The following is a 22,912-nucleotide window of genomic DNA, read 5'->3' on the forward strand; positions in this document are numbered from 1 at the left end:
AGTATAAAACTAATCATTAAACCCAGGATTTGGGGCTTTTGAGTACCTTAATGAGTTTTTCCTCTGGACTTCCTGCCTCGGGGGTATGATCATAACGCCATTGCACATGTGGCGGTAAGCTCATGAGTATGCTTTCTATTCTGCCATTGGTTTTCAATCCAAATAAGGTCCCTTTGTCATGAACAAGGTTGAATTCCACATAACGTCCACGTCTTATTTCCTGCCAATCCCTTTGGTTTTGGGAATATTCAAGCACTCTTCTTTTTAAAACGATTGGTATATAAGCGTCAAGGAAGCTGTCTCCTACTTCAGAGACGAAAGCATACCAATCTTTCATATTCGTCGCATCTGTTTTTTTACAATAATCAAAGAACAAGCCGCCAATACCTCGAGCTTCATTTCGGTGGCTATTCCAAAAATAGTCATCACATTTTTGCTTATAGTTTGGGTAAAACTCTGGATTATGTTTGTCGCAGGCAGTTTTGCAAACGGTATGAAAATGAATTGCGTCCTCTTCAAATAAATAATAGGGCGTTAGGTCCTGGCCTCCACCAAACCATTGATCCACAATGGCACCTGTTTTGTCGTACATTTCAAAATATCGCCAATTGGCATGCACGGTAGGCACCATTGGGCTTTTTGGATGCAGTACAAGACTTAACCCGCAGGCAAAAAAGTCAGCATCTTCCACACCAAAATAGTTTTGCATACTCTTGGGAAGTTCGCCATGTACTGCAGAAATATTTACGCCACCTTTTTCAAAGACATTCCCATTTTGGATGACACGAGTTCGGCCACCCCCACCTTCAGGTCTTTTCCATAGATCTTCTTCAAATTTGGCTTTGCCATCAATTTCCTCCAACTTGCTCGTGATGGTATCCTGCAGTACTTGGATGTAATTGTAGAATTGTTCTTTCATTTGGTTTGGATTATATGGACTAGTTTGTTTTCAAGATTTTGGAGGTTGGAATTATCGTCGATAAAAACGGATTCCTTGACCATTTCTATCAAGATGCGCTTTACCTCATCTTGGGTGTTGTCTTTATATTTTTTAAATACATTCCGACCCAATGAATTGTTGTGTAAATCCATTTTTTTGGCCAAGGGTTCATTTGGGAAGGCCTCTTCATGCCAATTAGTAACTTCTGTAGTCCAATCCACAGCTTTAGCTTCTTTTTTGCGCACTCGATAACAATTTAAGGCAATCGTATAGTTCCAATATGCATGTCTGAAGCCATTGGCAGGAACATTTTTATGATGCGCATCACCATAAAGGTCTGTTGCAACTGAAATACAATGCCGAGTTGCCTTAATTGTTGGAATAACGAAAAGTGGATTTTTTAGACATAGGACCAATAGTCTCCCGATATTTTTAATTCCAACCCGCGATAATGTTCGTAGCATTCCCATTCAAAATACTGGTTATGCTGATTTGTTATTTTCCAATTCGTAAAGTTGCATATCCAAAATGGTACCGCTTCCAGTCGTATGTTCCTTTTCTAGGGTTTTCTTCCAAATAAACCCATTTTTTTCTGCTACCCGAATACTGGCATGATTGGATTCATGCGCAATAATTTCGAGGATATCAAAATCATGTGTTTCAAAGGTCCAATTACAAATTTCTTTAACGGCTTGGCTCATGATACCTTGACCTTCAAATCGGTAACTTATACAATAGGCCACCTCTGCTTTCTTAGTAGATTTTCTTAGTTCTTTGACGAAAATCAATCCTATAATTGTCCTGTTCGTGTTTTCCTTAATGGTGAATATATATTCTTCTCCCGATATAAAGGATTTACTTTTATTGTGAACAAACAATTCGGAAACTGTTGGCGTACTATTCTCTCTTAGGGTTATTGGAAAGTACTCTTTTAAACGTGACTCGTTTGACACAACAAAATCACATAACCGCCAAGCATCTTTTACTTGGATGGGACTTATGCTATAGTTGCCAAATGTAATGTCAGTTTCCAAGGCAATCGTATTATTCTTAATATGATTTTACTGCTTCAATAAACGCTTGGGCATTCTCTACGGGAATGTTAGGAAGAATTCCATGGCCTAGGTTTACTATGTACTTGTCTTTTCCAAAATCCCTAATCATTTGGGTTACCATATCCTTGATTTTCTCTGGAGGGGACAATAATCGCGCAGGATCAAAATTGCCTTGAAGCGTAATAGCACCTCCGGTAAGGTATCGAGCATTTTGAGCAGAACAAGTCCAATCAACACCCACTGCAGAAGCCCCGGAATTAGCCATTTCACGCAATGCAAACCAGCACCCTTTTCCAAAAACAATTACAGGTGCTTCGTCCTTAAGTGCATCTACAATTTGTTGGATATAAGGCCATGAAAATTCTTGGTAATCTACTGGAGATAACATTCCTCCCCAAGAATCAAATACTTGAACCGCATTTACTCCAGCTTTAACTTTCTCCTTTAAATAGTTAATCGTGGTATCCGTGATTTTTTGCAAAAGTGAATGCGCCAGTTTGGGTTGTGTAAAACAAAGGCCTCTAGCTTTATCAAAACTTTTACTGCCTTGACCTTCCACGCAATAACAAAGAATAGTCCATGGGGAACCAGCGAAACCAATTAGTGGAATTTCATCATTCAATTTTTCCTTGGTCATTTTAATGGCATCAAAGACATAACCTAATGTCTCATGCACATCGGGAACAATAACCTTGTCCAAATCTTTTGCTGTACGAATGGGGTTTGGTAGGTAAGGCCCAAAATTAGGTTTCATTTCCACTTCAATATCCATGGCTTGGGGAATGACCAAAATGTCACTGAACAGAATGGCTGCATCCATTCCGTAGCGTCGAATGGGTTGTACCGTGATTTCCGATGCTAGTTCTGGAGTTTGACACCGCGTGAAGAAATCATATTTTTTCCGGAGTTCCATGAATTCGGGAAGATACCTTCCTGCTTGACGCATCATCCAGACTGGAGGGCGATTTACAGTTTCTCCTTTTAAGGCTCTTAAAAATAAATCGTTCTTAATCATGTTCTTTAAAATATTTTATGGCTTGAACTAGTACGTTTTCCACAGTTGGACGATTCGCTACTATTATGTTATTTGTGTGTTTTTTGGCTTCTTCAGCTGTAGTATTCCCAATGCAAAATATAACGCTATCACCTAGGTTATTTGCGTGCATATAACTTTTTATACCACTTGGACTAAAAAACAGAATGCCGTCAAATAACCTAACAAACTTTTTTGGTTTTAAATGTGATTGATAGGTTGTGATTTCTTTATACCGAACGTTATTATTTAATAAAACTTCTGGTAAATCTGGTCTTCTCATATTTCCGGAGAAAAACAAAAAAGACTCATTTTCATGATGATTTGAAAGATAATTGGCCAATTCTAGGGCATTTTCGGCTGTTTTTCCAACAACTAGACCATTTTCTTGCAAATAGTGTTTTGTCTTACTGCCAACACAAAAACACGTATATTTTTTGATATCAGCCTTGTCCACTGATTCCAAGAATCCTATCACCCCATTTTTACTCGTGAAAATCAATTGGGTAAAATCTTGAGGTATCTTGACGGGCAAATATTCGATTTCCAGCGCTGCGTAGCTCACCAAACCAATACCCGAATTGAGAAAAAGTTCCTTTTGCGCGGGACTTAATACCTTAGTGGAGAGTACTGTTTTCATTCCTGATCAGATCCATAAGTTTTACCCCGCCATTGGCAAGAATTTCCTTGGCACATGTGCTGCCAAAATCTTGCGTTTGATTCAACTTTATTTGACGTTCAATCTCAATCTTTTCCTTACCATCCAAAGAATACAAAACACCTTTAAAATGGACTTGTTCTGTGTTGATTTCCGCCAAAGCTCCAATTGGTGCCGTACAGCCTCCCTCCAAAGTTCTTAGGAAGTCTCGTTCAATTGCGGTAGCCACTTCAGTTTCTTTATGGTTAAGTTGCGACAAGGCTTCTAAACAATGCGCATCATTTTCCATGGCAACAACCATCATTGCTCCTTGTGCAGGTGCAGGAACCATCCAATCCAAATCCATGACATCTTTTGGCAGTAATTTGATGCGTTTTAGTCCTGCTTTGGCAAAAATTGCGCCTTGCCAGTCATTTTCTATGAGTTTTAAAAGTCGCGTATTTACATTTCCGCGCAAATCAACCACATTGTGATGTGGAAATTTATTCAACCATTGGGCTTTACGTCTTAAACTGCCTGTTGCTATGGTGACATTGCCTTCGTTTTCAAGAAAATCCAAGCCCTTGTGCACCAAAATATCCTGGGTAACTTCGCGTTCCAAAACAGCTGCTTGTACAATTCCTTTTGGTAAAAGCGTAGGAACATCCTTCATGGAATGTACAGCAATATCAATCTGACCTTTTAACATTGCAATATCCAAGGTCTTGGTAAAAATTCCTGTAATCCCTAGTTCATAAAGCGGTTTGTCCAAAACCTGGTCCCCAGTGGACTTTATGGGAACTAAAATGGTGTCGAACCCTAAACTTTCCAGTTTTTCCTGAACTGTATTGGCCTGCCATAACGCCAATTCGCTATCGCGTGTTCCGATTCGGATGATTTTCTTCATTCTGAATCGATTTCTAGCTTAAAAACTTTTTGAATGAGTTCTAGACTATCTTGAGTGTCTACGCCTGAACTTTTTAGGTGGTTGGCAAATTGCTTTGTTATTTTTTGAATTATCCTGCCAGAAATAATTTCGGCCTGATCTTCATTGAAATCGGTAATCTTTTTCGATTGAAAATCTATTTCCTCGGCCTTCATGGTATTTAATTTATCCTTTAAGGCGTTTATCACAGGTGCAAATTTTCGTGTTTCCAACCATTTTAGAAAATCCTTTTTCACCTCTTCATTAATTGCTTCCGCCTTGGGCACAAATGTTTTCCTTTTGTTTAGGGTTTCATCGGTAATTTGGGAAAGCTGGTCTAGATGCACCAATGAAACATTGTCCAATTCCAATACATCGTCAGAAACGTTCTTGGGTACCGAAAGGTCCAATATCAACAAAGGTTTTTTCGCATAAATCAATGCTTTGGATACCGTGGGCAATTGTGCTCCCGTGGCTACCACTAAAATATCCGCCTTACGGATTTCGGTCTGTAAATCCCCGTAATCTTTTACCGTCAAATGAAACTTTCCGGCAATTTCTTCAGCTTTTTCACGGGTACGATTGATTAAGGTAATATGTGAATTGTCAGAATGCTTTACCAAATTTTCGCAGGTGTTTCTGCCAATTTTTCCAGTACCAAAAAGCAGGATGTTTTTTTCACTGATATCCGGGAAATGCTTTAGGATATATTTCACGGAAGCAAAAGCAACAGAAGTTGCTCCGGAAGACAACTCTGTTTCATTTTTGATTCGTTTACTGGCCTGGATTACTGAATTGCATAACCTTTCAATAAAAGGGTTGGCCATACCGTCCTTTTTAGCGCGGTAAAACCCTTGTTTGATTTGGCTGATAATTTCAAAATCCCCAAGGATTTGACTGTCCAATCCAGTGCCAACCTTAAACATATGGGAAATTGCATCATGATTCTTGAGTACATAAGCTACCTCCTGAAATTCTTCCACACTACCTAGCGTTTGGTCGCAAAGGAGCTTGATCAATTGGAAAGGATGCTGGGCAAAACCATATAACTCAGTTCGATTGCAAGTGGAGATTGCGAGGAGGCCATCTATCCCTTGCGTTTTGGCATCTGCCATAATACGATCTATAGCAGGGACATCCAAACTGAATTTCCCCCGGACTTCCGCATCAGCTTTTTTATAGCTAAGGCCAATCGCATAGAATGAATTATGTCTTGAGATATGGTAATTCCTCATAAAGGACTAAAATCGCTCACAAAAGTAACCTCCCTATATTTTAAAAAATAACGCTAGCGGAACAATAAGTGTCACATCACTGTCAAATAAAGGGTCTTTTAGCGACAAAACTTCCAAATACCTTATTTTATTGGTATTTTTGATTAATTAGCATGCTATTTAGAGTAATTCTAAATTATGTGAAATACCAAAATAAAGAGGAAATTTAAATGAAAAATGTCGCCAAAGGTTCATATCAGGAAATATTGATTGAAGAAGGCTTTTATGTGCTTAAAATTCAGAATGATACAGATGAAACACAGCATGTTGAACGCGATATTGATAGTTCATTTATACAGTTTCATTTTTGTTTAAAAGGTGGGGGGAAATTCAATTTCAATCAAGGTAATTACCATTTGGAGGTTTCTGAGGAAAATTCACTTCTGCTGTACAATACCCAAAAAGATTTACCATTAAACCTTCATTTGCATCCAAATTCCTGGTTGGTTTCCGTTATCATGACCATCAGAAAATTTCACTCTTTGTTTTCAAGCGAGGCCAATTACATCCCTTTTTTAAGTGATGACAATAAAGAAAAGAAGTACTATTCCCAAGAAATGGTATCACCGGCAATGGCGGTTGTCCTGAGTCAGTTGATAAATTATAATTTACATCCATCCATTAAGGAGTTGTATGTACGTGCCAAGGTCTATGAGTTAATGTCCCTATATTTTAACAAAACACAGGATGCCGATTTGGAGCAATGCCCCTTTTTAGCAGATGAAGACAATGTAAGGCGCATAAAGATGGCCAAGGAAATTATGATTTCCAGAATGGCTGAGCCACCAACACTTGCAGAACTCTCCAAAGAAATTGGGTTAAGTCTGAAAAAACTAAAAGAGGGCTTTAAGCAGATTTATGGGGATTCGGTCTATGGTTTCCTATTTGACTATAAAATGGAATATGCCCGAAAAATGTTGGAAACGGGGAGTCATAATGTAAATGAAGTGGGCCTAAAAGTCGGTTACAGTACAGCTAGTCATTTTATAGCTTCATTTAAAAAGAAATATGGCACTACACCCAAAAAATATTTAACTTCAAGCTCTTAAAATCCAGTCATGAAATCCACCAAACTTTTCCTTCTGGCCATAAGTATGGTCTTCTTTTCAAATGCCCAAGAAAATCCGGATTCAGATGAGCAAGTGATCTTACCTGATTTTATTTTGGTATTCAGCAAAACCAGTGGCTATCGTCATAAGGCCATTGAAAAGGGAATGGAAACACTACGGCAACTTGGAAGGGAAAATCATTTTATCGCCTTGCAAACGGAGACGTCGGCGGATTTTAATCGCGCGAATCTTGAGAATTACAAATTGATTGTGTTTTTAAATACAACCATGGATGTTTTGAACGACCAAGAGCAAGAAGTTTTCAAAGCGTACATGGCAAAAGGGGGAAGTTATTTGGGAATCCATGCGGCTTCCGACACCGAATATGATTGGCCATGGTACGGAAAATTGGTTGGTGCATATTTTGAGAATCATCCACAACAACAGAAAGCTACAATAGATGTAGTTGATCGTAATCACCCGGCTACGGCACACCTAAAAGAAAAATGGATTCATTTTGACGAGTGGTATAATTTTATGGATATTAATCCGGACGTAAACGTGTTGATGAAATTGGATGAATCCTCTTATGACGGTGGTACAAATGGCGACAACCATCCAATTGCATGGTATCACGAATATGGCGGTGGCCGTTCATTCTATACGGGCTTAGGTCACACAAAAGAGGCATATGATGACCCTGATTTTAAACAACATCTCTTAGGTGCAATTGAGTGGTGCTTAGGGAGAAAGTAGGGTAGGTCTCGCTACAATTATTCCAATATTGCTTTTTATTTTTTTGAGATAGTCCACTAGTGGTACTTCAGTTATCCGTACCGATCCTTGTATGGAAGCATGCATTAAATGTATTCTTCCATTTTTCCGAACTGCAAATCCGGTGTGGGTTACATCCAAGCCTTTGATTGAAGTAGCCAAGGCGATAATATCTCCTGTTTGAATTAAATCTTCATTGGCTTCAATCTTTTCCTGAGGCAAAATACAAAGTGCGTGTTGGGCAAGGCTTTCCTCAACCTGAAGTATTGCATTGTAATTTTTGTCATCAACCAAAAACGGATAAAGTGGCCTATGTGTGCCCATAAAATCAATAGGCTTGGCCAATTCACTTCCACCCAATTCTGAAGTGACATCTCTTACCAGACCTTTGCCCTCATTATTCCGAATCCAGTCAGTAAAATAGTGTAAACGAGATGGATAGCCATTTAGCTTTCCGTTTCTATACCGAATGGTCTCTAAATTTTCAGTGAATGCCTCAAAATTGTTCTGGCGGTTTTTATGAAGTAATCCAAATGCCATTACATTTTCAACATAGGTAGTACAATCCAAGCCTTGAAGGTTAACCACCAATTGTTCAGTGTCACCTATTTCCAAAGTTTTCTCAACATAAGGTGTATCCAAGAAACTGGCTCCCAACTGTTGAATTAGTTCGCTGTTGGATCCGGCTTCAATTGTGGATATCAATTTTGCCTTCTCCAAAAATACAAGCGAATCCTTAGCCGTGTACTTAACTTGTCCTAAGGAAAATTGAACCAAGAATAAGAGCAACAAAATTGAAATTGTGTGTTTCATGAGATGGGATTTCCATCAAAATTAAGATTATCTATAGAGTAATAGGAAACAAATTAAGATCTTCAATCCTATAATCAGCTTCAAATAGTATTTTTACCGAGCTTTTGAAACCACTATACCGCTATGAAAGGAGTTTTACTGGTGAATTTGGGATCACCTGATAGTCCTACCGCAAAGGATGTCAAACCCTATTTGGACGAATTTTTAATGGATGAACGTGTCATTGACACCCCAAAATGGTTGCGAAATATTATCGTACGAGGAATTATTCTCAATACGAGACCGAAGAAATCCGCTGAAGCCTATTCAAAGATTTGGTGGGAGGAAGGTTCTCCCTTGATTGTAATATCCGAACGATTCCAAAAGAAATTACAGAAAGCGACCAAAATGCCAGTTGCTTTAGGGATGCGCTACGGTTCCATGAGTATCAAAAGTGCTATTCAGGAATTAAAGCAAAAGGGAGTGGATGAGATTTTGTTGGTACCCCTTTACCCACATTATGCAATGTCATCATATGAAACCGTTGTGGTTAAAGCAATGGAAGTTCAGGCAGAACATTTTCCGGATATGCAACTGACCACTTTACCAGCCTTTTATAAGAATCCAGATTATATTAAAGTCCTATCCGATAGTATATCAAAAGGATTGGAAGGTTTTGATTATGACCATATCCTTTTTTCTTATCACGGCATTCCAGAACGCCATATTCGAAAATCGGACCCTACTAAATTTCACTGTCAACTCAATGATAAGTGTTGTTCCACTAATTCCGTTGCACACCATACCTGCTATAGACATCAATGTTTGGATACCACCGCTTTAGTGAAAAAAGAGCTGGGACTTGACCCAGAAAAAACAAGTTCCTCTTTCCAATCAAGGTTAGGAAGTGATCCTTGGTTGCAACCTTTTACTGATAAAGAGTTTGAACGACTGGCCAAAGATGGTAAATCCAATCTTGTGGTGATTACGCCAGCATTTGTTAGTGACTGCTTAGAAACTTTGGAGGAAATAGCAATGGAGGGCCAAGAACAGTTTGAAGAGGCTGGCGGTAAGGCTTACAAACATATTCCTTGTTTAAACGATAACGACGATTGGGTTGCCTTGATGGCAAAATGGGTGAATACTTGGGAAGAAAACGAAAGCTTACCTGTGTAGATGGCCAAGGTCTCCGCTGATCAATTAGGTACGGAGCCAATTGGCAAACTGCTTATTAAACAAGCGGTGCCGGCTTCCATTGGAATATTGGTGATGTCCCTTAATGTTTTGGTGGATTCCATCTTTGTTGGAAATTGGATTGGCTCTATTGCCATTGCCGCTATCAATGTGGTGCTTCCTGTCTCATTTTTTATCGCGGCACTGGGTATGGCCATCGGAATTGGAGGTTCAAGCATTATTTCAAGGGCATTGGGTTCAGGGGATAAACAAAAGGCACTAAAAACATTTGGAAATCAAATTGCCCTTACGCTGCTACTTACCGTGGGGATGGTGGTATTAGGGCTTTATTTTATTGATTTCTTGATACCGGCATTTGGAGGAAAGGGAAGTATATTCCCTATGGCCAAGATTTATTACACGATCGTTTTATATGGGGTGCCATTCCTTGCCTTGTGCATGATGGGAAACACGGTTATCCGGGCAGAAGGCAAGCCAAAATTTGCCATGATCGCCATGATCATTCCTTCCGTGGGAAACTTGTTTTTAGACTACCTTTTCATCTATGTTTTTGATTGGGGCATGCATGGTGCCGCATGGGCTACGACGGCTGGATATTTACTTTGTTTTGGCTACATCTTGTACTTTTTTCTATCCAGAAATTCCGAGTTGAAGATTGGACTGTCGCACTTTGTGTTTAGCATGCCAATACTTTCCGAAATTGGGTCACTAGGTTTCGTAACCTTATCCAGACAGGCGGTAACCAGTGTAACTTATCTTTTGATGAACAACATACTGTTCAATTTGGGAGGCGAAGCAATGGTGGCAGTCTATGCCATAATTGGAAGAATGCTGATGTTTGCCTTTTTTCCAGTGTTCGGGGTTACTCAAGGGTTTTTGCCCATTGCAGGATTCAATTATGGAGCAGCAAAATATGAGCGAGTGAAGCAGTCGATTTACACGGCAATTAAATATGCATCGCTTGTGGCAACATTGGTGTTTGTTGGCCTGATGGTCTTCCCGGATGCCATAACAGGACTGTTTTTGAGTAATAAAGATAATTTGCCAGCAGAAGAATTGGCAACTAATGCATTTGTTATGGAACATGCACCAAATGCTATGCGCATGGTGTTTGCCGCGTCACCCATTATCGCCTTACAACTGATAGGGGCAGCTTATTTTCAAGCCGTTGGAAAAGCCATTCCAGCTTTGTTGTTGACGCTTACAAGACAAGGGTTTTTCTTTATTCCGTTGATATTGATCTTACCATCCATTTTGGGAGAGTTAGGGGTATGGCTTTCATTTCCCATTGCAGATGTACTGGCAACGATTGTTACCGGATTCTATCTGCGACAGGAAATAAAAACCAAATTGAATCCCGCTCTTTAATCTGTTTTATTGATCCATCAAGGTCGCAGCCTTGCTGATAATCTTCCATTCGCCATTCAGTTTTTTAAGGAGGAACAAATCAATAAAAGTCATATTCCTTGAAGGAATTTCAATGGAAGCTTTGGCCGTTGCAATAGTGTTTTGATGATCTATAGCCAAGATTTTACCAACACGACCATTGAATTTTCCCTTTTCCCTGTTTTTGAAGAGTTCCGCATACTCTTGCGGACTAAGTATCCACAATTCCTGATCCTTTTTTGATAGAAACAAATCCGCTTCTGGGTAAAAGGCGGAAGTAATTTGTTCCATATCACTATGTGATGATCCGTTAAGGTAGGCTTCAAGGGTTACACGAATTGCATCTTCTTCTGTAGTTTGTCCTATCGCTGAAAAAGTAAATGCGAGCAGTAAAGTAGTACTAATCATTTTTTTCATGGTTCTATAATTGAGATTTAATGTTTTTGGGGATTATTTGGATTAGTTTTCCATTGTCTTCGTCCGTTAGGAGGTATAATTTTCCGTCTGGACTTTGACGCGCTTTACGAATTCGTATTCGGTCATCAATAAACAATTCCTCCACACTTTTAATGGTGTCTTCTGAGATATGAAAACGCCATAAACTACCACGTGAAAGACCCGGGACTATCAAATCGTTTTTCCAATGGGGGAACTCATCTCCAGTATAAAATGTAAGACCGGTAGGAGCCACTGTATGTGGCCAAAACCAGATTGGAGCGGTAAAGGAAACACCTTCTAATTTTGGGGGAGTATAATCTGAGCTTCTAAGCCTGCCAGAGGTCACGTTGGGCCATCCATAGTTGGCGCCTGCTTTTAGGAGATTTATTTCATCACCTTGTATGGTTCCATGTTCACTAAACCAGATTTTGTTGGTCTCAGGTTGAACCGTAATACCTTGTGCAGCCCTGATACCCATGGCGTAAACGCCAGGAACAGCCTTGTGTCCAAAATCGGGATTATCATCCGGTACGCTTCCATCAGGATTAAGACGATAAATTTTCCCTCGCTTATCGGTTACATCTTGAGCAATTGGAATTTCAGGTTCATCCCTTTCCCAAAAAAGTCGTTCTCCAATAGTGATATACAATTTACCATCACCACCAAATACCATTCCTCCGCCATAATGGAAATACTCTTTGGTGAAGGGTGCAGCCTCTAATAGTGTTTGATGATCATACAATGAATCCTTGGCCAACTTTGCCCTTACCACTTTGGTGGTAGTCCCTTGTCCTTCCTTTTTTGCTGCGTAACTAAAGTAAATCCAGGAATTTTTTTCAAATTCCGGATCTACCAAAACTTCAAAGATTCCGGAGTTATCGCCAAAATGAATTGCACGTATACTATCCGTTAGGTCATCAGGAAATCCTTTTAGGATTTGTCTGGATTTTGAATTCAAATCAACGCGGATTAAATCCCCATCTTTTTCAGAAATCAATGCATCTGTTTCAGTTAAGAATGCAATACTCCAAGGGTGGTTGAGTCCTTCTAGAACGACTTTCTTATCCGGTATAATTTTGTGCTGTCCTTCATCTTTTCCTTGCCTATTGTTTGAGCATCCAATAAATAAAAGGAGCAGAAATGGAAGAAGTTTTTTCATTTGCGAAATGTTTAGTGCAAATGAGCGCATATCCTTTCGGAAATTCTTTAAAAATCATGATTCTTAAAACGATTTCATGTCAATTGGGATTGCATATGTTTTCGATATGCAGATGGAGTCATATGTGTGTAGGCCTTAAATGCTAGATTGAACGAAGTCACATTTCCAAAGCCACAATCATAGGCAATACTGGCAATTTTACTCCCATGATGTTCAGGGTTTGTAAGCATTTGTTTTGCTTTTTCAATTCGGAAGCTATTTATGAATTCAGAAAAGTTTCGATGTTCAACGGCATTAATGGCTTGAGACAATTTTCGTGGTGTAGTATCCAAAAGTGTCGCCATGCCATCCAATGTTAAATTTGGGTTGGTGAATAGTTCTTCTTTTTGCATAAGGCCTTTAATGCGATTAACCAAAATCGCGGCGCTAGATTCATCTAATGTTGAGCTATTGTATTTGCCCAACCGAAAAGCATGCTTTTGAAGAAACAAGAAGGAAAAAACATAGATTAGGAATGAAAAGAAAACGGCTCCACTGATATAAAATGGGATGACGCGTGCCAAATTCCCCATATAGAACAACCACATTAACGCTATGCCCAACCACAAATTCCTAAACCATGAAGCTTTTTGTGGGTGAACCTCTTTACGTGAATTGCGGTAAATGGTTAATGCAACTATTAAATAAATGGCCAGATGCAGAAACACCAAAAGATAAATCACAACGCTAATAGGGCGTGCATCATTCGGAATCCAGTAACTGCATAGGGCAAAAGTTGCAAATGGAATCAAATGCAAATATTCTTGTTTGTTAAGCTTCGTTTTGGAATGGAATAGTGTTAAACTATAAAATCGCACAAATGGCCCGGTAAGTAAAATGCCCGAAATGCCAAGGTTCCGTTGCCAAGGTTCTAAATCCAAATAGACATTCAGAATCGATTTTCCAATTCGAATGGTAAGACCAAGAATGATTAAGGCCAAAAATAGATTTGAATGGTCATTGCCTTTCATTTTGGTGGTAAGATAGGTCACCAGGAATAGCGCTTGTGCTATCCCCAAGCAACTTAAGACCAATAAAAGAACATCCTGATGCATGGTTCAAAAATAGCAAGTCCAACAAAAAGAAAATTATCAATCCATTTTTAGTTTTTATTTTTATGAAAACTCTAAGATTCAAATGCGATTTAACCTCCTACCAATAATCGTTCTCCTTGTTTTGGGAACGGCTTGTACCGAAAAAAAAGAAATGAAGAAAACCTATAATTTGTTTGTTGGCACCTATACCAATGGTGATAGCGAAGGCATTTATCGGTTCACCTTTGATGCTGCGAATGGGCAATTTTCAGAGCAGACTTTAGTGGCCGCATTGCCCAATCCTTCCTATTTAAAAATCTCAGGTGACAAAAAGAATTTGTATGCCATTCAAGAAACTGCGGATTTTGATAGTTTGGGTGGAGGAATAAGTGCGTTTCGGCTACAAAATGGCATGTTGGAACAATTGAATAGTATGGGTACGGGAGGTGCACATCCATGTCATGTTTCATTATCCAATGATGGTTATGCAGTAGCTTCAAATTATTCAGGAGGAAGTATCTCCATTCATAAACTAAAAGATGATGGCTCGTTGTCTTCCCAAGTCCAATTTATTGATCACAAAGTACTGGATACGGTAAAAAAATCGCATGCACATATGGGGGAATTTGTTGGGCAAAAGCTTTATGTTTCCGATTTAGGATTGGACGCCCTAAAAGTTTACGACCGAGAGGGGGAAGATTATGTTCCAGCTAAACAAGCCTCTTTGAATCTTCCTGATGGTGCAGGCCCAAGGCATTTTGCCTTTGGGAATACTGGAATTCTATATGTAATCAATGAACTGAATTCCACTATCACGGTGTTTCAAAAAGACTCAAATTCTGAATATCAGGAAATACAGTTGCTAAGCACGCTGGACAATAATTTTAAAGGGGAGAGTTTTTGTGCGGACATCCATTTATCCGCAGACGGAAAATTTTTATATGGATCCAATAGAGGTGAAAATACAATCGTGGTTATGTCTGTTGATGCTGAAACAGGCAAATTGGAAACGGTTGGACGAACTTCAGTAGAGGGTGACTGGCCTCGAAATTTTAGTATAGACCCAAGCGGAGATTTTCTTTTAGTGGCGAATCAACGTAGCAACAATATCACTGTATTTAACAGGGATAAAGTAAATGGCACTTTGGTCTTCTCGCACGAACTGAAATTTCCCAGACCTGTTTGTTTGGAGTTTTTGGAAGATTAAACTTTAGCTATTCGCAAGTATACGTTTGGCCTTCTCTTGTAAACACTGCTTTGTCATCGGGCCTTAAGGCACCATGCCAGGTATTTTTATACCATTTTTCTGGTTCGTCATCTGCGCGGTAATCCGCAGCAAAAAAGCTATAATCGTCATTGAAAGTTAGAATGATATCACCTTGTCCATCTGCATCAATCCATCTGCCGGTCATGATATGCCCCTCTAATTTTCCCCAAATACCACCCAAGGCATTTTTGTGTTTCAGTAGATAGGACCCAGCAATTTCATCTGAATCAAAAAGCAAATCGAACCGACCGATTTCCGTGCAATAACTTTTGGATTTCACTTGATTTTCCACTTGTGCATTTAAAGGGAACAACAAAATCATGATGATAAGTAAGGGAAGTAGTTTCCTGGATATTTGCATTTTTCAGTTGTTTTTTAAAGACCGGATAACCAATTGATACGATTTTAACTTGGAAGCGTCCATGATTGAATTGGTTTCTTGATCTAGGTTTCTCAGTTGGGAATCAGAAACATAATACATACGATCATTGAGGATATCAAAAGTAGTCGGTAGGTCGGCTTCGTTTTCAAATGAGGCAAATTTTTCCGCTTGCGTAATTTCATTCAAATCTGGACTCAATTGGTATTGATAGATGCCATTAAGTGTAAAATCACGTCTACCGTTTACAATTCCAATTAGTGTCTTGTTATGGAATTTCAGCCCATCAATACCCTTATAATTATTAGGTTGATTGACCAAGCTCTTACTGGGAATATGTAAAACACGTATGCCTGTGGTATAGGAGGCAAAATAGAGATAAGTACCATCCTCAGAAATTGCAATTCCGTTGGAGTGCTTCAAATCTTCGAGCGAAACAAATACACGTAATTGATTTGTTTTAGCATCTATTGTATAAATATCGCTGCTCTCAGAGTCCGTGATATAGATATCCCCCATATGACTAATGGCTATATCGTTGAGGTATACAAAGCCAGCATCTTTTAAAGTGTATGAGCGAATGTGTTTTCCAGTGTTTTTGTCTAGGAGTAATAAGATGGACCGATTTGTTGATTTGGGTAGCATATTACCCAATGCATAAAGGGTATCCTTTGCTATGGTCATTCCAAAACCTTGCAAATACCCAAATTCGCCCGGTTGAATAAAATTGGAATGGTCTCGCCCTTCAAAATCACTTTGGACAATCTTACTGTGTTTTATGCTATTTATGAATATTCTTTCATTATCCGAATCAACTGCAATACCTTCAGGAATAAGGTTGGATTCGAAGGGTAGCGTTACGATTTGTACATTGTTCTGGCCAAGATTTTTCAATGGAATCAAGAGCAACAAAAGTGCAAGTGTTCTCATAAAGTTTTCTGATTGAGTGTGTTATCAAGTTTAGTGAAAATTTGAACAGTCGCAATACAAAGTATTGTTAAAGCTGAAGTGGCTCAGAAATACGAAAAATCACGGAAGTGTTTTTAGTTCTGCGCCAGTAATACGATTCCACCTATTAGCAACGATCCGAAGATAACGGCGAAGAAAATTTTCCAGAAACTGTATGGGCGTGATCCAGAAATTTGTCCATTTTCACCATTGATAAAGAAATTGTATTCCTTTCCCTTGTAACGATATGCACTGACATAAACAGGCAACAAAATATGCTTGAATGTTTCATCTGTCAATCGCATATCCATACTTGATATTCGTTGTGTATCCCCACCAATATCGCGCCTACACCAACGCTTGGCAATGTCCTTTGCAACATCTTTAGAGCGTAAGTGCCCTTCGCTCAATGGAATGGTATATTTTTCAGTGACAAATCCTGCTAAGAAGTTATTATGGAATGGCTGTAGTTTTTTCAAATCCCAACGCGCAATTTTATTTGGTATTCTTCCAGTACGTTGGTTCGAGGCTTTGATAATTGTATCATCTACAAAACCCGAAACGCGGCCCGAAGCAGGATACCATCTTGTTTTCCGCACAGTTTTGGTAACAACCTTGCCTTGGGCATTGCGCACTTTTTTGGTTTCGTAATAATAGATACCTCTTTGTCCAGTGTATTTGGCATCCAATTGAGCGTCAAACGTCCAATACGGTAAATAAAGTCCTTTGGTAAATTGGGGATCTAGAGATGCCTTTTTTAGTTTATTCGGTGCCCACCATAATTTATTTACCCATTTCTGGAAGATTAAAAAAGATTGTTTTTTTTCAATTTGAAAAGGAAGGACAGCACCCGGAAGAATCCACTCTTCTTTATACGCATCCTCAATAACCAATGGAGAACTGCAGTAGACGCAATGCAGGGATTTATAATTTTCCTCCACATGTTGATTTGCGCCACAATTCTTGCAATGCAACATGGAAATCTCCTCGCTGTGCCTCTGCGCACCCATTTCCTTCAAATACGGATATAGTTCCAGCTCTTCAAAACCGGTTTCACTGACTTCAATTAGCTCCTCATGACCACAGTATTCACAACTAATATTTGTGGTCCCAGGTTTGTATTTAAGCTCAGCTCCGCAGTTTGAACAAGGTTTTTTAAGCTCAGTTTTTTGGATTGATGGCTCCAAAGATTAATTATTAGGTAGAGGAGGAGGCGTATTGCCGCCTAAGAATGATTTAAGCTCTTCAACATCTTTTAAAGCAGACCAATTTGCCATTCCTTGTTTCCAAACAAGACTGTCTCTATTAATGGTCCTGTTGGCAAAAAGGGATTGTAATTGCTCAAAACTAACTGGACCTTGTTGGCTTCCATTCACTGCATAAAAATATTGGACAGAAACAGGCATTGGTGGAGGCACTGCGCCCATTTGTTGGGTACCCTGAACGTTCGTCTGTGATGTAGCTCCCATCATTCCGCCCATTTGTTGGGCCAAGACAAATCCCATTCCCATCCCCATTCCAGCACCTGCGGTACCACCTTCATTTTGGGCAGCGGCCTCAATAGCTTTAGCAGTTTTGAATTTGGTAAGTTTATCTAAATCCAATTTATCGATGCGACTGTATTCAAAAATCTCTTTCTTGAGATCTTCAGGCATCGAAACATTCTCGATATAGAATTTCTCCAAGGAAATACCAACGGTGAGAAACTCAGGTTGCATTACTTCTTGACAAGTCTCTGATAGCTCTGATGTATTTGCAGCATACAGTTCAATGGGTAGATTTGCTTCACCAACCGTATCCGTAAATCGTGTTGCGATAAGACTTTTTAGGTGTTCATTGATTTCGAAATTTGTGAAATTATTGTCGGTACCAACAATGTCAATGATAAATTTACCGGCATCAGCAATTTTAAAGGCATAGGTGCCAAATGCCCTAATCTCAACTAAGCCAAAACGGTCATCGCTTAAGGTGATTGGACTTTTGGTACCCCATTTCTCATCGGTGAACAAATGGGTGTTCACAAAATACACCTCTGCTTTAAACGGAGAATTGAAGCCATATTTCCACCCTTTCAATGTGGCAAGAATAGGAAGGTTTTTTGTAGTCAGATCATAGGTGCCCGGTTCAAATACATCAGCCAATTGGCCCTCGTTTACAAAGACTGCTGTTTGACCTTCTCGAACAATGAGTTTGGCTCCATTCTTAATTTCATTTTGGTAACGTTCAAAACGGTGTGCAATGGTGTCATCGGTGTAATCCAGCCACTCAATAATATCAATAAACTCGTGGGAGAGTTTTTCCTTGATTTTGCTAAAAATATCCATGGTTCAGTGTTTGTTATTTGTCTTTTAAAACTATGAAAAGGAAAACCTTTTCACAATCTATTCGTATACAAAACAAGGAAAATGTTTCATTGAAGGTTTAAAAACAGATGTTGAAACAGGATTATTATTCTTCTGAAAGGGCTGTTACTTCCGTTTTTTTAGCTTCCAATTCAGTGAGGTAGGCTTCTTTTTTGGATACAGAACGAATAACGAAAATGGCCAATAGTGACAACGGAATATCGAAAAGTATACCAATCATGTCGGCAGATGTGCTTGACATCAATTCTTCCAAGGTTTCAGCTCTTAAACTTGATTTAGTTATGTATTTGCCAATCATTCCCCCGATGATCCATAAAGCCCACCAAGTACCGATCAAGGCTTTGTTGGATTTCATTTCTTCACCGGTTCTTTGTTTAATCAAGTAAGACATTTTATCATCCAGTTCTTCCATGATTTGGTACGGTCTGAAAAGATTTAGTATCGGTACGAACCAAGCTCCAGCTGCCCAACCTTCGTCATAAGTTGGATTTGCCGATCTGCTACGCAAATTGTAGTAGGATCTTCGGAACCACATGATAAATGTGATTACGGAAATAACGTATAACAAAATATTGACAACACCTATAGTTCCTTCTCTCAAATCATTCATTTCCAATTGGCGATCAGATACAGGAAAACCTTCCTGAAATTTCAATAAAAGATCATATTGTAAATAAGAAGAGTAAAAAGAGAAAAATCCAAGTATAAGCAAACTCCAAATTAAGTATTCGGCCCATTTGGCGCGTTGCATATTTGGTTTAATAGGGGTTTTGATGATCGGAATACTTTTACTTTCTGGATCTAGAACATAGTAGGGACATTCGGTTTCAAAATCGGCCTCCTTTCCTGTTATTTTGCATAAGATTCCACGGTTAAAATCAAGGTGACGGTGCTTGCATTTTTTACAGAACACCAGTTGTTCATCTCGGGTCATTTGGTAAGGTTGAAGTAATTTAGGATTGATTTTACTCCCAATGTAGTCCTTTTTATACAACGCCCAAGAATTTATCGATGAATGAATGTTAAAATCGAACCATGGATTCTCTGATTTTCCATACATTTAAGAACGACTAATTCAACATCAAAGAAAATGAAACAAATGCTTTCCAAAGCCGGCCTTTCCATGCTGGTTTTTTGTCTATTTGCGACAACGTTACATTCCCAAAGAAGAAAATCAACACCATCAGGTCCTGAGTATCCAGAAGCACTTTACTCGAGTATGGAATATCGACTTGTAGGCCCTTTTAGAGGTGGTCGTTCTGCCGCAGTTACAGGGGTGCCGGGAGAACCCAATCTATTTTATTTTGGCGCCACAGGAGGTGGTGTTTGGAAAACGACTGATGGCGGTAGGTCTTGGGAGAATATTTCCGATGGTTACTTTGGTGGGAGTATTGGAGCGGTTGAGGTGTCACAGAGTGATCCAAACGTAATTTATGTAGGCGGTGGCGAAAAAACACTGCGCGGAAATGTGTCCAGCGGCTATGGTATTTGGAAAACGGAAGACGCCGGTAAAACATGGGAACAGGCAGGATTGGAAAAAAGTAGACATGTTCCTAGAATCCGAATACATCCAACGGACCATAATACGATATACGCTGCCGTACTCGGAAACATTTATAAACCGACAAAGGAGAGAGGGGTTTACAAAAGTACTGACGGGGGAAAATCTTGGCGTCAGGTTTTATATGTCAACGATCAATCAGGCGCTGTTGACTTGACCCTAGATCCAAATAACCCCAGAATTTTGTACGCATCTACATGGAGAGCAAAAAGAACACCCTATAGTTTAAGTAGTGGTGGTGATGGATCTGCATTATGGAAGAGTACGGATAGCGGTGAAACTTGGAAGGAAATTTCCAAGAATGAAGGTTTTCCGAAAGACACTTTGGGAATTATTGGCGTCACGGTATCTCCACAAAACAGTGATCGTGTATGGGCAATTGTTGAAAACAAGGAAAAAGGAGGCTTATACCGATCTGAAGATGGTGGTAAGAAATGGACCTTGATCAATGCTGAACGAAAACTGCGCCAGCGCGCTTGGTATTATACACGAGTCTATGCAGATACTGAAGATGTGAATTCCGTATATGTTATGAATGTCAGGTATCATAAATCCACTGACGGTGGTAAGAGCTTTAATACATTCAATGCACCACATGGAGATCATCATGACCTGTGGATCTCACCAGAGAATTCCAAACGCATGATAATTGGTGATGATGGAGGAGCTCAAGTGAGTTATGATGGAGGTGAAACTTGGAGTACCTATTACAATCAGCCAACAGCACAATTTTATAGAGTCACTACTGATAACGCATTTCCATATCGAATCTATGTGGCACAACAAGACAATTCCACAATTCGTATCAACCATAGAAGTGATGATGGTTCCATTGGTGAAGATGACTGGGAGCCTACTGCTGGAGGTGAATCTGCCCACATTGCAGTAGATCCAAACGATAATGATATCGTTTATGGTGGTAGTTATGGTGGTTTTTTAACCCGCGTGAATCATAAGAACAACACGGTAAGAGGAATTAATGTTTGGCCTGATAATCCTATGGGATATGGTGCCGAGGGAATGAAATATCGTTTCCAGTGGAACTTCCCTATAATTTTCAGCAAGCATGATCCTAAGAAATTATATACGTTCTCAAATCATGTACACCTGAGCACGAACGAAGGTCAAAGCTGGGAGTTACTAAGTGATGATCTTACAAGAAATGACCCCGATAAACTTGTCAGTAGCGGGGGACCAATTACCCAAGATAACACAGGGGTAGAATATTACTGTACCATTTTTGCGGCCAATGAAAGTCCACTTAAGGAAGGTTTATTATGGGTAGGAAGTGATGATGGATTGATTCATGTGACCAAGGATGGGGGATCTACATGGGAAAATGTTACACCTCCAAATATGCCGGAATGGAGTATGATTAACAGTATAGAACCCTCCAATTTTTACGAAGGCACTTGCTATGTTGCTGCTACCAGATACAAACTCGGGGATTTTCAACCCTATTTGTATAAAACCACGGATTATGGGCAAACATGGACAAAAATAACGAACGGTATAAACAATGAACATTTTACCCGTGCCCTGCGTGAAGACCCTAAAAGAAAGGGCCTACTCTACGCTGGTACGGAAACAGGAATGTATGTTTCGTTTAACGATGGACAAAAATGGGAGCAATTTCAATTGAATCTCCCTATTGTACCTATCACTGATATGACCATCAAAGACAATAATTTGATTGTCGCCACACAAGGTAGAAGTATTTGGATATTGGATGACTTAACGGTTTTGCATCAACTTGATGCTTCCAAGAAGTCGGCAAATGCCATTTTATATCAACCTAAAGATAGTTATAGGACCAAAGGCTCCGCGACAAGTGAACCATCAAAAACCGAAGGTCAGAATCATCCAAATGGTGTAGTGACACATTTTTATGTTAAGAACAAGGCTGAAAAAGACAGCATTTCATTGACGTATACGACCATGAGTGGAGATACCTTGGCTTCTTATAGCACTTATGCCAAAAAAGAAGACAAGAAACTCAACGTGAAAAAAGGCGGCAATACCCATGTTTGGGATACCCGAGGTAAAGGTGCAGAACGGTTGAAGGGTATGATATTATGGTGGGCTAATTTAAGTGGTGCCAAAGCTGTTCCGGGCTCTTATAAGGTCCATTTGAATGTTAATGGCGAGGTACAATCGCAGAATTTCAATATTCTTCCTGATCCGCGAGCAGAAGTTAGTGTTGCGGATATGCAAAAGCAATATGATTTCATTACGGATATCAATACTACTGTGGACAAGGCGCATAAATCCATTAAGAAGATTCGAAAAATAAGTGAAAAGTTAGATGCATTTACTGCGCAATACAAGGATGATGAAGCTACTAAGGATTTGGTGGAAAAAGCCAATAAACTGAAGGAGAATTTCGGGAATATCGAAAAGGCATTGTATCAAACCAAAAACCGAAGCAATCAGGACCCATTGAATTTCCCAATCCGATTAACGAACAAATTGGGACATCTGAATAGCTTGGTTTCCATAGATGATTTTCCTCCAACGGAACAAGATATCGCAGTTCAAAATGAACTAACCTCAAAGATCAACAAGGAGCTCAACGCCTTTGACGCTTTAGTGGATAAAGAAATGAAGGAATTCAATGCTGAGTTTAATGCATTGGGATTAAATTATTTATCGATAGAAGACTAAA

The 22,912-nt window shown here is 39.4% G+C and carries 22 protein-coding genes; 6 read left to right on the forward strand and 16 right to left on the reverse strand.

Going from position 1 to position 22,912, the window contains the following annotated elements; translation table 11 throughout:
• Nucleotides 1-16 precede the first annotated feature (16 nt).
• Genes hemF through hemA form a run of 7 tightly spaced genes read right to left on the reverse strand, consistent with a single transcriptional unit; the run spans nucleotide 17 to nucleotide 5,825 of the window.
• A complete protein-coding gene (hemF, locus tag M3P19_RS10245) occupies nucleotides 17-919 on the reverse strand; it encodes an oxygen-dependent coproporphyrinogen oxidase (RefSeq protein WP_249657572.1) in 903 nt (300 codons plus the stop codon).
• Entirely contained in the window at nucleotides 916-1,410 is a 495-nt protein-coding gene (locus M3P19_RS10250) for a DUF6973 domain-containing protein (protein ID WP_249657573.1), read from the reverse strand. Before M3P19_RS10250 ends, hemF begins: the two co-directional genes overlap by 4 nt.
• 12 nt (nucleotides 1,411-1,422) lie before the next feature.
• Nucleotides 1,423-1,974: a GNAT family N-acetyltransferase gene (locus tag M3P19_RS10255; RefSeq protein WP_249657574.1), complete on the reverse strand. Its 552-nt coding sequence runs from the start codon at nucleotides 1,972-1,974 to the stop codon at nucleotides 1,423-1,425.
• 16 nt (nucleotides 1,975-1,990) lie between these two features.
• Entirely contained in the window at nucleotides 1,991-3,010 is a 1,020-nt protein-coding gene (gene hemE / locus M3P19_RS10260; RefSeq protein ID WP_249657575.1) for a uroporphyrinogen decarboxylase, read from the reverse strand.
• Nucleotides 3,003-3,668, reverse strand: coding sequence for a uroporphyrinogen-III synthase (locus M3P19_RS10265; RefSeq protein WP_249657576.1), 666 nt, complete (start codon nucleotides 3,666-3,668; stop codon nucleotides 3,003-3,005). Before M3P19_RS10265 ends, hemE begins: the two co-directional genes overlap by 8 nt.
• Nucleotides 3,646-4,572, reverse strand: coding sequence for a hydroxymethylbilane synthase (hemC, locus tag M3P19_RS10270; RefSeq protein WP_249657577.1), 927 nt, complete (start codon nucleotides 4,570-4,572; stop codon nucleotides 3,646-3,648). The genes M3P19_RS10265 and hemC overlap by 23 nt, the downstream gene beginning before the upstream one ends.
• On the reverse strand, nucleotides 4,569-5,825 hold the full coding sequence (gene hemA, locus M3P19_RS10275; RefSeq protein ID WP_249657578.1) for a glutamyl-tRNA reductase: 1,257 nt from the start codon (nucleotides 5,823-5,825) through the stop codon (nucleotides 4,569-4,571). The genes hemC and hemA overlap by 4 nt, the downstream gene beginning before the upstream one ends.
• A 209-nt stretch (nucleotides 5,826-6,034) precedes the next feature.
• Between hemA and M3P19_RS10280 the strand changes: the two genes are divergently transcribed.
• Nucleotides 6,035-6,913: an AraC family transcriptional regulator gene (locus M3P19_RS10280; protein WP_249657579.1), complete on the forward strand. Its 879-nt coding sequence runs from the start codon at nucleotides 6,035-6,037 to the stop codon at nucleotides 6,911-6,913.
• A gap of 9 nt (nucleotides 6,914-6,922) precedes the next feature.
• Complete coding sequence (locus M3P19_RS10285) at nucleotides 6,923-7,669, forward strand: ThuA domain-containing protein (protein WP_249657580.1); 747 nt, start codon at nucleotides 6,923-6,925, stop codon at nucleotides 7,667-7,669.
• Here the strand turns inward: M3P19_RS10285 and M3P19_RS10290 are convergent.
• A complete protein-coding gene (locus tag M3P19_RS10290; protein WP_249657581.1) occupies nucleotides 7,655-8,500 on the reverse strand; it encodes an N-acetylmuramoyl-L-alanine amidase-like domain-containing protein in 846 nt (281 codons plus the stop codon). The two genes, M3P19_RS10285 and M3P19_RS10290, sit on opposite strands and share 15 nt — an antisense overlap.
• Before the next feature lie 123 nt (nucleotides 8,501-8,623).
• Here M3P19_RS10290 and hemH point away from each other — a divergent pair, with 123 nt between their 5' ends.
• Entirely contained in the window at nucleotides 8,624-9,655 is a 1,032-nt protein-coding gene (gene hemH, locus M3P19_RS10295) for a ferrochelatase (RefSeq protein WP_249657582.1), read from the forward strand.
• Nucleotides 9,656-11,041 carry an MATE family efflux transporter gene (locus M3P19_RS10300; protein WP_249657583.1) on the forward strand — a complete coding sequence of 462 codons (1,386 nt, stop codon included), beginning with the start codon at nucleotides 9,656-9,658 and terminating at the stop codon, nucleotides 11,039-11,041.
• 6 nt (nucleotides 11,042-11,047) lie between these two features.
• Here the strand turns inward: M3P19_RS10300 and M3P19_RS10305 are convergent, their stop codons facing one another.
• From M3P19_RS10305 to M3P19_RS10315, 3 genes are all read right to left on the reverse strand, one after another.
• Nucleotides 11,048-11,476 (reverse strand): nuclear transport factor 2 family protein, encoded by a 429-nt coding sequence (locus M3P19_RS10305; protein ID WP_249657584.1) that lies wholly within the window; start codon nucleotides 11,474-11,476, stop codon nucleotides 11,048-11,050.
• A gap of 4 nt (nucleotides 11,477-11,480) precedes the next feature.
• Nucleotides 11,481-12,656, reverse strand: a complete 1,176-nt coding sequence (locus M3P19_RS10310; RefSeq protein WP_249657585.1) for a PQQ-dependent sugar dehydrogenase — start codon at nucleotides 12,654-12,656, stop codon at nucleotides 11,481-11,483.
• 74 nt (nucleotides 12,657-12,730) lie between these two features.
• On the reverse strand, nucleotides 12,731-13,750 hold the full coding sequence (locus M3P19_RS10315; RefSeq protein WP_249657586.1) for an AraC family transcriptional regulator: 1,020 nt from the start codon (nucleotides 13,748-13,750) through the stop codon (nucleotides 12,731-12,733).
• Between the two features lie 151 nt (nucleotides 13,751-13,901).
• Here M3P19_RS10315 and M3P19_RS10320 point away from each other — a divergent pair, with 151 nt between their 5' ends.
• A complete protein-coding gene (locus M3P19_RS10320; protein ID WP_249657587.1) occupies nucleotides 13,902-14,936 on the forward strand; it encodes a lactonase family protein in 1,035 nt (344 codons plus the stop codon).
• Between the two features lie 7 nt (nucleotides 14,937-14,943).
• Here the strand turns inward: M3P19_RS10320 and M3P19_RS10325 are convergent, their stop codons facing one another.
• The 5 genes from M3P19_RS10325 to M3P19_RS10345 all read right to left on the reverse strand — a co-directional run bounded on the left by M3P19_RS10325 (nucleotide 14,944) and on the right by M3P19_RS10345 (nucleotide 19,746).
• Nucleotides 14,944-15,357, reverse strand: a complete 414-nt coding sequence (locus tag M3P19_RS10325) for a hypothetical protein (RefSeq protein ID WP_249657588.1) — start codon at nucleotides 15,355-15,357, stop codon at nucleotides 14,944-14,946.
• Nucleotides 15,358-15,360: 3 nt separating this feature from the next.
• Nucleotides 15,361-16,305 (reverse strand): SMP-30/gluconolactonase/LRE family protein, encoded by a 945-nt coding sequence (locus M3P19_RS10330; protein WP_249657589.1) that lies wholly within the window; start codon nucleotides 16,303-16,305, stop codon nucleotides 15,361-15,363.
• Nucleotides 16,306-16,418: 113 nt separating this feature from the next.
• Nucleotides 16,419-17,510 (reverse strand): TFIIB-type zinc ribbon-containing protein, encoded by a 1,092-nt coding sequence (locus M3P19_RS10335; RefSeq protein WP_249657590.1) that lies wholly within the window; start codon nucleotides 17,508-17,510, stop codon nucleotides 16,419-16,421.
• Between the two features lie 3 nt (nucleotides 17,511-17,513).
• On the reverse strand, nucleotides 17,514-18,647 hold the full coding sequence (locus M3P19_RS10340) for an SPFH domain-containing protein (protein WP_249657591.1): 1,134 nt from the start codon (nucleotides 18,645-18,647) through the stop codon (nucleotides 17,514-17,516).
• Between the two features lie 124 nt (nucleotides 18,648-18,771).
• Nucleotides 18,772-19,746, reverse strand: coding sequence for a DUF4328 domain-containing protein (locus tag M3P19_RS10345; protein WP_249657592.1), 975 nt, complete (start codon nucleotides 19,744-19,746; stop codon nucleotides 18,772-18,774).
• A 30-nt stretch (nucleotides 19,747-19,776) separates the two neighbouring features.
• On the opposite strand from M3P19_RS10345, the gene M3P19_RS10350 reads away from it, so the two are divergent.
• On the forward strand, nucleotides 19,777-22,911 hold the full coding sequence (locus M3P19_RS10350) for a VPS10 domain-containing protein (RefSeq protein ID WP_249657593.1): 3,135 nt from the start codon (nucleotides 19,777-19,779) through the stop codon (nucleotides 22,909-22,911).
• Nucleotide 22,912: the final 1 nt, after the last annotated feature.

It is taken from the genome of Flagellimonas spongiicola (genome assembly GCF_023502425.1).
Lineage (GTDB): Bacteria > Bacteroidota > Bacteroidia > Flavobacteriales > Flavobacteriaceae > Flagellimonas > Flagellimonas spongiicola.

Coding starts and splice junctions, on each gene's coding strand:
- M3P19_RS10285 (WP_249657580.1), top strand. CDS start 6,923: ATGAAATCCACCAAACTTTTCCTTCTGGCCATAAGTATGGTCTTCTTT.
- M3P19_RS10265 (WP_249657576.1), bottom strand. CDS start 3,668: ATGAAAACAGTACTCTCCACTAAGGTATTAAGTCCCGCGCAAAAGGAA.
- hemF (WP_249657572.1), bottom strand. CDS start 919: ATGAAAGAACAATTCTACAATTACATCCAAGTACTGCAGGATACCATC.
- M3P19_RS10330 (WP_249657589.1), bottom strand. CDS start 16,305: ATGAGAACACTTGCACTTTTGTTGCTCTTGATTCCATTGAAAAATCTT.
- M3P19_RS10350 (WP_249657593.1), top strand. CDS start 19,777: ATGAAACAAATGCTTTCCAAAGCCGGCCTTTCCATGCTGGTTTTTTGT.
- M3P19_RS10300 (WP_249657583.1), top strand. CDS start 9,656: ATGGCCAAGGTCTCCGCTGATCAATTAGGTACGGAGCCAATTGGCAAA.
- M3P19_RS10305 (WP_249657584.1), bottom strand. CDS start 11,476: ATGAAAAAAATGATTAGTACTACTTTACTGCTCGCATTTACTTTTTCA.
- hemA (WP_249657578.1), bottom strand. CDS start 5,825: ATGAGGAATTACCATATCTCAAGACATAATTCATTCTATGCGATTGGC.
- hemE (WP_249657575.1), bottom strand. CDS start 3,010: ATGATTAAGAACGATTTATTTTTAAGAGCCTTAAAAGGAGAAACTGTA.
- M3P19_RS10280 (WP_249657579.1), top strand. CDS start 6,035: ATGAAAAATGTCGCCAAAGGTTCATATCAGGAAATATTGATTGAAGAA.
- M3P19_RS10320 (WP_249657587.1), top strand. CDS start 13,902: ATGAAGAAAACCTATAATTTGTTTGTTGGCACCTATACCAATGGTGAT.
- M3P19_RS10250 (WP_249657573.1), bottom strand. CDS start 1,410: ATGGGAATGCTACGAACATTATCGCGGGTTGGAATTAAAAATATCGGG.
- M3P19_RS10340 (WP_249657591.1), bottom strand. CDS start 18,647: ATGGATATTTTTAGCAAAATCAAGGAAAAACTCTCCCACGAGTTTATT.
- M3P19_RS10315 (WP_249657586.1), bottom strand. CDS start 13,750: ATGCATCAGGATGTTCTTTTATTGGTCTTAAGTTGCTTGGGGATAGCA.
- M3P19_RS10345 (WP_249657592.1), bottom strand. CDS start 19,746: ATGTATGGAAAATCAGAGAATCCATGGTTCGATTTTAACATTCATTCA.
- M3P19_RS10310 (WP_249657585.1), bottom strand. CDS start 12,656: ATGAAAAAACTTCTTCCATTTCTGCTCCTTTTATTTATTGGATGCTCA.
- hemH (WP_249657582.1), top strand. CDS start 8,624: ATGAAAGGAGTTTTACTGGTGAATTTGGGATCACCTGATAGTCCTACC.
- hemC (WP_249657577.1), bottom strand. CDS start 4,572: ATGAAGAAAATCATCCGAATCGGAACACGCGATAGCGAATTGGCGTTA.
- M3P19_RS10290 (WP_249657581.1), bottom strand. CDS start 8,500: ATGAAACACACAATTTCAATTTTGTTGCTCTTATTCTTGGTTCAATTT.
- M3P19_RS10325 (WP_249657588.1), bottom strand. CDS start 15,357: ATGCAAATATCCAGGAAACTACTTCCCTTACTTATCATCATGATTTTG.